Raw genomic sequence first — 11756 nt, forward strand, 5'->3', positions numbered from 1 at the left:
AAAGATTTCCCCGCACACACTTCGCTGTGCTATAGTGCAGCGCAACAGCAACTAGGTGCGACCGCGCCACGGCATCACGAAAGGAGCCACCAACATGAAGAACACGATGAACTCTCTCAACAACTGGTGGTGGCGTGATGCGAATTCGATCGGTCGACAGTGAGTCCCTCACGCCTGTTTTTGCGCTCTAGGTGATTGGAAGGCCTCCGGTTTCGACCGGGGGCCTTTTTCTATCTCGAGCCCGATCGCATTCGCATCACGCGCCTCCGCTTTTCTCTTGCACTCCCATTCCGAAAGGATTTTCACCATGTCTCAGAACACCACCGCCGCCCAGCCCCGCACCGTCCAGACCGCCGACCGCGGCAAGCTCGATGTCCGCGCCCTCGTCCTGCTCGCCATCCTGCTCGCCGCCGGCTTCATCCTCAACTTCACCGTCGGCAAGGCAATCTCGGGCATCTCGGGCGGCATGATCAGCCCCGAGTTCATCATCTCGGCCTTCTGCCTCACCATCCTGGTCGTTCGCCCCAACATCGGCCAGGCGCTCGTCATTGGCCTCATCTCGGCTGCCGTGATCCAGATCACCACCACCTCGCCGTTCTTCGATTTTGCCGCCGAGGGCATCGCCGCCATGCTCATGGCCGTCATCGTCAACGCTGCTGCCAAGGACGGACAGGTCAAGTCTGCCGTCGCCATCGTCGCAACGTTCGTGACCACCTTTGTCTCGGGCGTCATCTTCATGGTCATCAAGATGGCCATGCTCGGCGTGGTGGGCGAGCTCGCCGCCGCTATGCTGCCCGTCGTCGCCATGACCGCCGTCTTTAACGCCATTCTGGTCGGTGCCCTCTACTTGCCCATCCAGAAGGCCCTTAGGCTCCATTAACCCGCTCGGCTTTACGAGCCACCCCATCTTGGCGTTCATTCGTCGCTCGCGTACCCAAGTACGCTGCGCTCCTCTTTCGCGCCAACCTGGGGCCCCTCGTAAAGCCGTCTCCGCACTCCACCAACAAAGACTGTCCCAAACAACTAGCTCTTGGGGACGTTCTTAAACGACTAGTCATGTAAGAACGTCCCCAATGACTATGAAAGGTATCCATGGAAACGATCATCAACGTCGACGATGTCTCGTTCTCCTATGGCACGCAGACCGAGCAGGCGCTTAGCCACATCTCGCTCAGCGTGAACAAGGGAGATTTCATCGGCATCATCGGGCCCTCGGGCGCCGGCAAGTCCACGCTTTCCGCCTGCCTGTCGGGCGCCGTGCCCCACCACTACACCGGCACGTTCTTTGGGTCCGTCATGGTTGGCGGCCACGACACCTGCGAGGTCTCGCTCACCGACGTATCGCAGATCGTCGGCAGCGTGCTGCAGGATATCGACACGCAGATGGTCGCTTCGGTCGTCGAGGACGAGATACTCTTTGGACTCGAGAACTTTGGCGTTCCCCACGACCAGATCGAGCAGCGCGTGAGCGAAACGCTCGAGACCGTCGGCATCAGCGACCTGCGCGACCGCGAGATCGCCACGCTCTCGGGCGGCCAAAAGCAAAAGGTGGCCATCGCTGCCATCCTCGCCATGCGACCGCGCGTGCTCGTGCTCGATGAGCCCACCGCAGCGCTCGACCCCGCCAGCTCCACCCTGGTCTTCGAGACGCTACGTGAGGCAAACCGCGCACTTGGAATCACCATCGCCGTCGTTGAGCAAAAGGTCGCCCTGCTCTCGGAGTACTGCAACCGCGTGCTCGTGCTCAACCATGGCGAAATCGCGCTGCTGGGCGAGCCACACGAGGTCTTCGCGCATACCGACGAGCTCCGTGCCATCGGCGTCGACTGCCCTCGCGTCACGCGTATCTTCAATAGCCTCCAGGCCGATGGCCTGGTAAGCGGTACCCCTTGCTTGGATGTCGATGAGGCCGAGCGCCTGATTTCGGGCATCGTCGACCCCGCACACGCAAGCAGCGACATTCAGGCACCCGCCGGCTCACCGCACGCACCGTCGTTGCGCCCGCACGCCAAGGACGCCGAGCCCGTGCTCACCTTCGATCATGTTGAGTTTGCCTATCCCAATGGCGGCGCCGCCGTCCACGACCTCAACCTGACCCTCTATCCCGGCGAGCTCGTGGGCATCGTCGGCCAGAACGGTGCCGGCAAGACCACGCTCACCAAGCTGCTCACAGGCCTGCTTAAGCCCGCCTCGGGCAGCGTGCGCGTCACGGGACTGGATACCGCAGCCGTTCCCACGAGCCGTATCGCCCGCGAAGCTGCAACCCTCTTCCAAAACCCTGACCGTCAGATCTGCAAGGACACTGTGCTCGACGAGGTCGCCTTTGGCTTGGAGCTTGGCGGCATGGACCGCGCCGAGGCTCTGCGTCGTGCTCAACTCGTCATCGACCGCTTTGGCCTGCCTGCCGATGAGGCGCCTTTCTCGCTTTCGCGCGGTCAGCGCCAGATGGTGGCACTCGCCTCTGTCGTGGTCGTAGAGCCCAAGATCGTCGTGCTCGACGAGCCCACGAGCGGCCTTGATTACCGCGAGTGCATGACCGTCATGGAAACGGTGCGCACCATGGCCGAGCGCGGTTGCGCCGTTATCATGGTCTGCCACGATATGGAAGTCGTTTCGGATTTTGCCGAGCGCATCGTGGTGATGGCAAACGGCCGCATCCTCGACCGCGGCCGCACGCACGAGCTATTCTCGAACATCGATCTCATGCGGCGTGTCTACGTGGAGCCTCCCCAGGTTATTGAACTCTCGCGCCGTCTGGCATCTTCCGTCTCGCCCGCTTTTGCGCAGGTGAGCGAGGTCACCGATGTCGTTCGAATTACCAAGGAGATGGTCCACCGTGGTTAACGTCATCGACTACATGCCGGGCGATACGCTGCTGCATCGCCTGAACCCCGTTGTCAAGCTGGGCCTCGCCGCCGCCATCATCGTCGGCATCTTCTTATCCGACACCTATGTGGCGCTGCTGGGCTTTTTGGCACTCACCCTTGCTCTGGGTGCCTATGCCGGCGTCGTCAACCGTCTGTTCTCGCTACTCAAGTTGCTGATTCCGCTCGCGCTTATCATGCTGGTGCTCCAGCTGGCCTTTATGCGCGATGGCAACGTGGTGTGGGGCTTTATCACCGACACGGGCCTCATCACAGGATCGAAGGCCTGTCTGCGCCTGCTGGGCGTGGCGTTACCACTCATCCTCATGCTCATGGTGACCAAGCTCAACGACCTTGCCAACGCCTGCGTCGAGGTGCTGCACGTGCCGTATCGCTATGCCTTCACCTTTACCACGGCGCTGCGCTTTGTGCCGGCGTTTGGTCAGGAGATGAACGCCATCATGGAGGCGCAGACCGCACGCGGCGTCGAGTACGACACCAAGAACCCCATCAAGAAGCTTAAGCTCATGCTGCCACTGTGCGTGCCACTGCTCATCTCGAGCGTGGGCAAAACCGATGCCACGGCCTTGGCGGCAGAACAGCGCGGCTTCTATCTGCGTACGCGCGCCAGCTCGTACAAGCGCTATCCCATCACAGGGCTGGACATTGCTGTGCTTACTGTCAGTGTTGCGCTCATCGTCCTCGGCTTCCTGTTCTAGCCCATCGCCAATGGCAACCGACAAACGCAAAAGGCCCCGGATCGCATCGAGCGAGCCGGGGCCTTACTGTTTCCCCAGATAAAACCTGCCAAAATAAACCTGTCCCTTCTTGGCAGGTCGAGGGCTACAGGCGATAGAGTGCGCCGCTGCGGATGATGGATTCGCGCACCAACACGTCCATGGCGTCGAGGGTGATCTCGGGCATCTCGCGATACTTTTGCAGCACCGAGAGCTCCGTGCAAGCCAAAATGACACGGTCGCAGCCACTGCGGGCGAACTCCCACATCACGCGATCGAACTTATCCATATCGGGCTCACGTCCGGCCTTCACATCATCGTAGATAAGCGACATCACATCGTTCTGACGTTTCTCGCTGGGATAGACAACCTCGACACCTGCCGCCTCGCACTCGCGCCCGTAGACGCCGGCACCCACGGTGCCGTCGGTTCCCATAATGCCAATCTTGCGAACCGGCTCGGCCGGCATGCTCAGATTGGGATCGAACTCGCACTCCCCCATCACCGCACCCGCAAGGGCATAGCGAACCGACTCGCGCGGCATGTGAATGATCGGCACCCTGGTAAACGACTGGATCTGGTCGTAGAAGTAGTGTGACGTGTTGCAGGGAATGGCAATGTGCGCACAGCCCAGCGACTCGAGTGCCTGGGCACACTCTTTCATGGTCGCCAGCAGCTTGGCATGCTCGCCGGTCTTAATGGCCAGCGTGCGGTCGGGCATGGTCGACTTGGAGAGCACCACCATGTCGATATGTTCTTGATCGCAGGCAGCAGCCGTATGACGCACCACCTGGTCGTAGTAATACGACGTGGCCTCGGCGCCCATGCCGCCGATAACTCCCAGCTTTTCCATCGCCGCCTCCTTGGTGACGCTTGCGCAATTGCGCGTATCATACCCGCGCCCGCCCGATGTAAACCGGACGGGCGCCGCACTCATCTACTTGTAATACGTCTTGAACAGCTTAAAGTGGCGCAGCTTGGTGTGCCACATGCGCAGCCAGCGGTTAAAGACAAAGTCGCCCTTCATAAACGAAGGGTCGGCGCCCTTGCCTTCCTTGTCCAGGCGATGCACCTTCGCGCGCAACTCGGGATCCTTGACGTACTTGTCGACGACGCCCATGGGAACGACCATCCACAGGGCCTCGTCCTGCGCCGTCACAAACTCCGGCTCAAACGGGCGGTTGAACACATACTCGTCCACCACATACTTGGCAACGTTAAAGCCGCTGTTGGTGACGTAGTAGTTGCTGCGACCCTGGCGCGTGTTGAAATCGAAGAACTTAAACGAGCCGTCGCGCTCGTCGTACTTAACGTCAAAGTTGGAATAGCCCACAAAGTGAAGGTCCTCGAGCAACTTGCGCACGCCACCCATAAGCTCGTCATTGGGCTCGGTGATGATGCAGGCGTGATTACCGACGCCATGGGGCTGATGCTCCTCGAGCAGCACGTGGCCCAGGCACATCATGCGGACCTTGCCGTTGCGGTCGGAATAGCTGGTGAGCACGCGCATGTACTCGTCGTTGCCGGGCACGCGATCCTGCAAGATCAGGTCGTCGGTGTAGCCGCTGGCATACGAGTCGCGAATGACCTGTTCCAGCTCAGCACGGTCGGCAATCTCATAGGCCTTTTTCTGGCCCTCGAACTCGTGCTGCCACCACATGATGCCGTCGGAAGGCTTCAGGATCATCGGGTAAGGAAAATCGATCTGGTCGAGCACTTCGGCAGGTGCCTCGCCTTGGGCATTCAGCATCGCCATGGTGAAGGTAAAGGTATGCGGATAGGGCACGCCATGCTTCTCGCACAGCTCGTAGAAGATCTCCTTCTTCTGACACTGCTCAAGCATGCTATAGGGAGCGTAAGGCGCGACGATGTTATCCGCCAACTCATGGGCATCCTTGGCCTGAGCCACGAGGGCAACATAGTTATCTCCACAGCCCACAAGGACAATCGTCTTATCGGCATGCGCTTGGGCAATGCCGTTGACGGTCCTGAGCATCACGGGCATGGTATCGATATCCACGTTGGGCGTGTAGTCGATAATCTGACTGCGGTACGCGGGACCCGTCTGATACTTGCCAAAGACCAGACTCTTGACCTGGTACTCCTCGTAGAAGGCGCGCGCCACCGAATAGGCGTTGATGTCGCCACCGAGCAGCACGGGGATAAACTCACGCTCTGTAAACTGCAATGCCATGGATACTTCCTATCATCAACTGCCCATACGCTGAGCGGTCTTTATGCAACCTGTTTATTTTAACGTGCCGGGCCGTCTCCTCCTAAAGCTCCACCGTATCTATGGCAATCAACGCAATTATCTAGTATGAAAGCCGCGCTCACCGCGATAGGGCCCTGTAGTTGCAAAACCCCACGTTAAGAGAGCTTTCACAGCCCAAAACTCGCCCACAAACAGGTCCTCGTAACGTTAAAGTTGAACTCTATGGTTTCTCAACAATTCGATATAACTGCAGGTCAAAGCCAAAGCCTCAAGTTCAACTTGACCCTTTAGAACCTTTAAGGTTCAAGTTGAGGTCGAAAGCAGTAGTAGAATACCTTTCGAACCATAACCTACGATTGATTGCAGAGGGACTGGATGCAGCATTCGAACCATCGCACCGCAGCGCTCATCGCGTCGAAGCCGGCTCGTATCATCACGAGCGCCGCGCTCGCCGTTGCACTGACGGCCACGCCGATGCTCTCCCCCGTCGCGGCATATGCCGCCTCGCAGGCAACGCAGGATCAGCTTTCCGCCGCCCAGCAGAAGATCGAAGCCGCCACGGGCGCCTACAACGAGGCCCGCACCAAGCTCGAGGACCTTCAGAAGCAAATCGACACCAACGAGGCCAGCATCGAGCAAATCGAAGCCGAGCTTCCCGATCAGCAGGCCAAGGCAAGCTCCGCCATGCGCGACCTGTACAAGTACCAGAAGGGCACCAACCCCATCGTGAGCTTCCTGGTCAACGCGCAGAGCCTGGGCGAGTTCATCACGACCTGCAAGTACACCAACCAGATCACGAGCTCGAGCGTCGATGAGATCGATGAGCTCAACAAGATGCAGACCGAGCTCGAGCAGAACAAGACTGAGCTCGAGCAGGCCAAGTCCCAGCTCGAGGCCGAGCAGAAAACCGCCGAGGATGCACTGGCGCAGGCCCAGCAGCTTCGCAGCGAAGCCCAGGCAAAGGCCGAGCAGGAGAACGCCGCCGAGCTGGCCAAGCTCGAGGCCGACAAGGCTGCTGCCGCTGAGAAGCTCGCGGGCACTGGCGTGAGCGGCAACAACTCCAACAGCCAGGCAAATAACTCCAACACCACCATCGATACCACGGTGAACAACCCCAATACCGGCAACTCCGATTACGACTCGTTTATCAACGAGTGGACCAGCCGTATCGACAACTACCTCGCCGGCTCCCCCCTGGCAGGCCAGGGCTACAACTTTGCCGTGGCCGCCTGGAACACCGGTGTTGACCCTCGCTGGTCCCCCGCCATCGCCTGCATCGAGAGCAGCAAGGGCCTCTATTGCGCTAATTCCTACAACGCCTGGGGCTGGAGCGCCGTTGGCGGCGGTTGGCGCAGCTTTGGCAGCTGGGGCGAGGGCATCTCAGCCCACGTTGCCTATCTTGGTCGCAACTACGGCTCCACGCTTACCCCGGATGCCGCCAAAAAGTACTGCCCGCCCACGTGGCAGGACTGGTACAACAAGGTTGCCGGCCAGATGAACCGCATCTAGCTATAGCTGCAAAGGGCCCCAATCGGGGCCCTTTTTCTTTGAGCAGTACGCCACATTAGGTAACAATGCCGGTCGCATTGCCGATGGCAACAACCACGATCATTATGGCGACTATAATCCCCAACGCTTTGAGCCACAGGGTGACAAACCCACGACCCCGATAGCGATCGAGCACGGGAAAGCGACGCCGAAGCCTGCGGCGGTCGAGCATGCCAAACGCAATGAGCACCACCATGCCATCGACCATAAGAAAATACTCAAGGGCCAAAAACCACGTTGGATAGCTACGGTTGGCTCCCGTGGGCTGGAACACGGCAAAATGGCTTCCGACGAGCAGCAGCAAGGTTGCTGCATAGATAAAGCCGTTCCATATACGCCCGATGGGCTCCGGGATCCGCGAAAGCAGGCCCTTGTGGCAAGGGGCCACCGTCGAGACATCTTGGGACTGTCGCGCGGTGGATGCCGCCGTTTGCGGAGCAGTCTGCGTCGCTGAAGGCTCCGTCTCGCCAATCGAGCCAGGCCCAGGCAGGCACAGCTCATATGCCGCGCGCGCAGCGTGCCCGAGCGCCTCCGCGCTTGCAAAGCGCTTGGCCGGATCGAGCGCCATCGCCATGCAGACAACATCGGCAAGCGGGGCGGGAACGCCACGCGCCTCGCATTGCTCGCGCATGTTCCGTCCCGGCTTAGGATCGATCCCCGTCAAGCAAAAGAACAGGAGTGCGCCGAGCGCATAGACATCGCTACGCACGCTCGTCTGCCCAAAACCATATTGCTCGGGCGGCGCATAGGGTCGCGTTCCAAACTTAACCGTGTCGGCATCGGCTCCGTCACGCCATACCCGCGCAATCCCCAAATCGATAATCACCAGTGACGAAAAGGTCATACCCGCGTCGGCCGTATATCGCACACCCGAGACGATAATGTTCGAGGGTTTGAAATCACGATGAATCACCGGCACCGGACGCTCTCCGGCCACCGCAAAGCCGGCATGGAGCTCAGCGGCTGCATCGCAAAGGGCGCCAAACAGATCGCACGCATAATCGGGTGTCGCGCCCAAACGTCCCACCAGGGCCTCAAGCGTTTCGCCTTCGATATATTCCATGACCACGCAAAGCTCGTCGCCCACGCGGCGGCAATCGACAATCCGGGGCAAGTGCTCATAGCGTCGTCCGGCGCGCTGGGCCGCAAACAGACGCTCATATACCCCGCCAATCTGGGCCGATGCGTCGATACGCTTACGAACAAAGGGGCCGAGAGACCCTCCGCCAGAGCCCTCAAAGTACACGAGCTCGGTCGTCTCGACATCCGAGCGCTTGAGCACCCGGTCTACGCGATAGCTGTCGTCGCGATCGAGCGACGCCAGGTGCTCGGCAAGCGCTGCGGTCAGCTCGTCATCAGAATATGTTGGGCTCTGAGTATCCATAGCGTCCATAATAACGCAGGGCACGGGCGCCCCATGACGCCCATGCCCTGCATGTTTGAAATATCGTGAGGTGCTCTTCCGCCGGCAGACAGCCGCTAGCTCACCGTCTCCTCGCCAAAGCGGTATAGCTCCTCGTTTACCTTTTGCAAGCTGCAGCCGCGATCGATGCAGAAAATGATGATCGCATCACGGCGGTCCTTGCAGTTGAGGACGTTGGCGCCCGCCGCCGTCAAGGCGCGGTTGGCCTCTTTGAGCGTCAGCGCCATGGCAAAGGCAATCTGCAGCACCTTATTGCGACTCGGATGCCGCGTGCCGGTAAAAATCTGATAGCCAAACGTCTCGTTGAGGTCGGCCATACGGACCACGCGCGAACGCTCCAGTCCCTTTTCCTGCAGCAGCTGCTTTAGGTAATCAGAAAGCGATGGGGCGGCAAAGTCGTGTTCCCTTATGTAGCCATCGATACTTGGCGCGTCGAGAAGCTCGTCGAGCAGCTCCTCGGTCAGTTTTTTATCGGGCACGCGGCTTCGCCTCCCCAGCTCGCACAGTAATCATGTTATTAATTCTAGTTAAAAGCCGCTCACATCAGAACGCTCCCAGCTGGCAACCTGGTCGGGAGATACCGTACTCAACGCTTCGAACTTCCAGGTGCCGCCCGCTTTTAGATGGTTAGTGTTCGCAAGAGCCGTTCCCACCTGATTGCCGTCCGCGTCATACAGAACATACTCAATCTGAATGTAGCTTTGCTCTTTATCCGTATTATTGGTCAACGTGCCGGTGATCTTATATGCGAACTGATTAGACGTATCCCCTGCCTCATCCGAAACCGTATAGGGCTCTTGTGCCTCTTTTTGTTCCTCGACCTGCTGGGTCTGCTCAGCAGATTTTGCCGCATCACCCGTAGAAGAACCAGACGAGTTGCCACCCATAGAACCTACGGCCCCGACAACAACGAGCACCACGATGACGCCCAAAATGATCTTGCCGATCGGTTTCTTTCCCTCTTTTGCCATTATGCATCCTTCCAACTATCCGGCCACCGTGCCGGCACACAGCACATCGTAGAAAGGATTGAACTTGGATTCATTAGCTGAGAGCTAAGGCTGCGGTAAACGGCCAATGCAGTTATCCAAACGCCGAGCAAACGCACTTTACGCGACCGTCTGCTGGCAGTGCATCAACCCACCGTGACGGATTCCCCGGTAAAGGTGCTCACAACCAACAGGATAAAGAAGGCCAAATAGCTGATGCTCAGCAGGTAGGCGATGACCAAAAGGCAATCCATTCTACATTGGTCTTACCGTCGGCGCGGCGCTGTTCACGACTGCGATAAAGCCAAATCGTCACGCCGATGGCAGTGATAAACAGTACGAGTGCCGCCGCAGCCAGCCCAGCAAGCACAAACATCACGCCAATGCTCACAGCGATGACCGGAAGCAGCAGCAAACCGCACCCGCATCCACCCGGACTATATACGGCAGACTGTCGGCGTCGCCTCATCGTCACTCCATCACAAGCAATCGTTTGTAGACATTGAGGCCTTTGAGCAGGATTTCCTCGTCAAAGAGCATGGTATCGGTATGCAGGGCGCTTGTGGCATAGGCAGGACAGCCATCCGAATCGATCGGATTGCCTTGGCCCTCCGGCACACCCGCGCCCAGCAAGAAGAACACGCCTGGCAGATGGCGCTGATAGAAGGCGAAGTCCTCGGCAATTAACAGCGGTTCATCCACGAGTTGCAGCTCGGGCAAAGCAGGTGCGACGCTGGCAAACAGCTCGGGGTCGTTGTCGACCGGCGGATACCCTTCAGCAAAGTCGAGATCGTACGTACAGCCCGTAGCGGCGCACGCCTCATCAAGCACGCGGCGCACGCCCTCTCGCGCACGGTCGAACATATTGTCCGTAAACACGCGCAGGCTGCCGGCCACGTGGGCCTCCCCCGCCACGGCGTTGCAGACGGTGCCGGCCTGCAGCAGGCCAAACTTACCGATACAGGGTCCATCGGCGCCCAGCTCGTCCATCAGCTCGCGCTCGGCGACCAAGAACTTGGCAGCTGCCAGCGCCGCATCGCGCGATTCCTCAACCGGAACCCCATAGGTCTTGGCGATATGGATGCTCGTCCCGTGAATGTGCACATGCGTCTCGCTCGAACGCGCCAGCAGCGGACCGGGGCAGCTCGCCAGCGTGCCGGCGGGAAGGTCGGGCCACACGTGAAAGCCAAAGATCCGGTCGGCGCCATAGCGCTCGAATACACCGCTCTCGCACACCGTCTTGGCGCCACCGGTCGTCTCCTCGGCCGGCTGGAACACAAAGAGCACGTTACGTTTAATGGTGCCCGGCTGCTCGCGAATCGTACGGCCGACATACGTCGCGGCGGCAAGCGCCATGGCCATGTGCCCGTCGTGCCCGCAAGCGTGCATCTTACCGGGATGAGACGAGGCGAAGGCAGCGCCCGTGGCCTCTGCAATGGGCAGCGCATCCATGTCGGCGCGAATCGCCGTGGCATGCGCGGCACCAACGCCAGCGTCAAAGAAAGCGCAGACGCAGCTGGGGCATGGATGGGTCAGCTCGCAGTCGAGCGGCGCCAACACGCCCTCGATATAGGCGATAGTCTGCGGAAGATCGAAATCGAGCTCCGGAATGCGATGGAGATCGCGGCGATAGCGACGGAGTTCTTGGAGTTCGGTCATAGAAAATCCCTTCGTAAGGCACATCTGTTGCAACTTATTGTGATACAGGATTGTGGCACACATGTTTCCAGCATATCCCTGCATTTTTTAAACGTTATATACGAATACTCTTGTTTGGTAAAGTGCAACGTGGTAGGGTCTTTACCACTTGATAGAGGCGCGGGCACGAAGAGCCGCGGGCGAGTCGGCAGACTTTGACCCCGTGGGGAGGCGAAACCCGCCGAACTGGGTTTTTCGGGCACGAACAGCCTGGTGGGCCTGCGGGAAACACCCGCAGGACTGTCTGCAGCAATGCGGGAGCGCTATCCGGACATTGGGTCC

At 59.4% G+C, this 11756-nt stretch carries 11 protein-coding genes and 1 riboswitch; of the genes, 4 read left to right on the forward strand and 7 right to left on the reverse strand.

All coding sequences use genetic code 11. The annotated features are described in order from the left end of the window. Nucleotides 1-307: 307 nt before the first annotated feature. The 3 genes from DXC90_RS06415 (at nt 308) to DXC90_RS06425 (ending at nt 3583) form a co-directional block, all read left to right on the forward strand. Nucleotides 308-880, forward strand: a complete 573-nt coding sequence (locus DXC90_RS06415) for a hypothetical protein (protein ID WP_117735255.1) — start codon at nt 308-310, stop codon at nt 878-880. Nucleotides 881-1092: 212 nt separating this feature from the next. Continuing rightward, the gene (locus DXC90_RS06420; RefSeq protein ID WP_117735256.1) at nt 1093-2844 is read left to right on the forward strand and encodes an ABC transporter ATP-binding protein; all 1752 of its coding nucleotides are present in this window, start codon (nt 1093-1095) and stop codon (nt 2842-2844) included. Next, nucleotides 2837-3583 carry an energy-coupling factor transporter transmembrane protein EcfT gene (locus tag DXC90_RS06425; RefSeq protein WP_117735257.1) on the forward strand — a complete coding sequence of 249 codons (747 nt, stop codon included), beginning with the start codon at nt 2837-2839 and terminating at the stop codon, nt 3581-3583. Before DXC90_RS06420 ends, DXC90_RS06425 begins: the two co-directional genes overlap by 8 nt. A 124-nt stretch (nt 3584-3707) precedes the next feature. On the opposite strand, the gene DXC90_RS06430 is transcribed toward DXC90_RS06425, so the two are convergent. Together DXC90_RS06430 and DXC90_RS06435 are read right to left on the reverse strand one after the other, a co-directional pair. Further along, nucleotides 3708-4454, reverse strand: a complete 747-nt coding sequence (locus tag DXC90_RS06430; protein WP_233502225.1) for an aspartate/glutamate racemase family protein — start codon at nt 4452-4454, stop codon at nt 3708-3710. An 84-nt stretch (nt 4455-4538) separates the two neighbouring features. Further along, nucleotides 4539-5795, reverse strand: a complete 1257-nt coding sequence (locus DXC90_RS06435) for an ATP-grasp domain-containing protein (RefSeq protein ID WP_099431498.1) — start codon at nt 5793-5795, stop codon at nt 4539-4541. 396 nt (nt 5796-6191) lie between these two features. Here DXC90_RS06435 and DXC90_RS06440 point away from each other — a divergent pair, with 396 nt between their 5' ends. After that, nucleotides 6192-7325, forward strand: coding sequence for a glucosaminidase domain-containing protein (locus DXC90_RS06440; protein WP_117735259.1), 1134 nt, complete (start codon nt 6192-6194; stop codon nt 7323-7325). 55 nt (nt 7326-7380) lie between these two features. Here DXC90_RS06440 and DXC90_RS06445 read toward each other — a convergent pair whose 3' ends face one another. The 5 genes from DXC90_RS06445 to DXC90_RS06465 all read right to left on the reverse strand — a co-directional run bounded on the left by DXC90_RS06445 (nt 7381) and on the right by DXC90_RS06465 (nt 11435). Then, a complete protein-coding gene (locus DXC90_RS06445; RefSeq protein WP_117735260.1) occupies nt 7381-8772 on the reverse strand; it encodes a protein kinase in 1392 nt (463 codons plus the stop codon). A 71-nt stretch (nt 8773-8843) separates the two neighbouring features. Beyond that, on the reverse strand, nt 8844-9266 hold the full coding sequence (locus tag DXC90_RS06450; protein ID WP_117735261.1) for an XRE family transcriptional regulator: 423 nt from the start codon (nt 9264-9266) through the stop codon (nt 8844-8846). 48 nt (nt 9267-9314) lie between these two features. Next, the gene (locus DXC90_RS06455) at nt 9315-9758 is read right to left on the reverse strand and encodes an FxLYD domain-containing protein (RefSeq protein WP_117735262.1); all 444 of its coding nucleotides are present in this window, start codon (nt 9756-9758) and stop codon (nt 9315-9317) included. 238 nt (nt 9759-9996) lie between these two features. Further along, complete coding sequence (locus DXC90_RS06460) at nt 9997-10245, reverse strand: hypothetical protein (protein WP_147326613.1); 249 nt, start codon at nt 10243-10245, stop codon at nt 9997-9999. Nucleotides 10246-10247: 2 nt separating this feature from the next. Then, complete coding sequence (locus DXC90_RS06465; protein WP_233502227.1) at nt 10248-11435, reverse strand: N-acetyldiaminopimelate deacetylase; 1188 nt, start codon at nt 11433-11435, stop codon at nt 10248-10250. Between the two features lie 144 nt (nt 11436-11579). After that, nucleotides 11580-11748: riboswitch (Lysine riboswitch) on the forward strand. Nucleotides 11749-11756 lie beyond the last annotated feature (8 nt).

The organism is Collinsella sp. TF09-1AT, assembly GCF_003436895.1.
Taxonomy (GTDB): domain Bacteria; phylum Actinomycetota; class Coriobacteriia; order Coriobacteriales; family Coriobacteriaceae; genus Collinsella.

Coding starts and splice junctions, on each gene's coding strand:
- DXC90_RS06465 (WP_233502227.1), bottom strand. CDS start 11,435: ATGACCGAACTCCAAGAACTCCGTCGCTATCGCCGCGATCTCCATCGC.
- DXC90_RS06455 (WP_117735262.1), bottom strand. CDS start 9,758: ATGGCAAAAGAGGGAAAGAAACCGATCGGCAAGATCATTTTGGGCGTC.
- DXC90_RS06435 (WP_099431498.1), bottom strand. CDS start 5,795: ATGGCATTGCAGTTTACAGAGCGTGAGTTTATCCCCGTGCTGCTCGGT.
- DXC90_RS06415 (WP_117735255.1), top strand. CDS start 308: ATGTCTCAGAACACCACCGCCGCCCAGCCCCGCACCGTCCAGACCGCC.
- DXC90_RS06440 (WP_117735259.1), top strand. CDS start 6,192: ATGCAGCATTCGAACCATCGCACCGCAGCGCTCATCGCGTCGAAGCCG.
- DXC90_RS06460 (WP_147326613.1), bottom strand. CDS start 10,245: ATGAGGCGACGCCGACAGTCTGCCGTATATAGTCCGGGTGGATGCGGG.
- DXC90_RS06430 (WP_233502225.1), bottom strand. CDS start 4,454: ATGGAAAAGCTGGGAGTTATCGGCGGCATGGGCGCCGAGGCCACGTCG.
- DXC90_RS06420 (WP_117735256.1), top strand. CDS start 1,093: ATGGAAACGATCATCAACGTCGACGATGTCTCGTTCTCCTATGGCACG.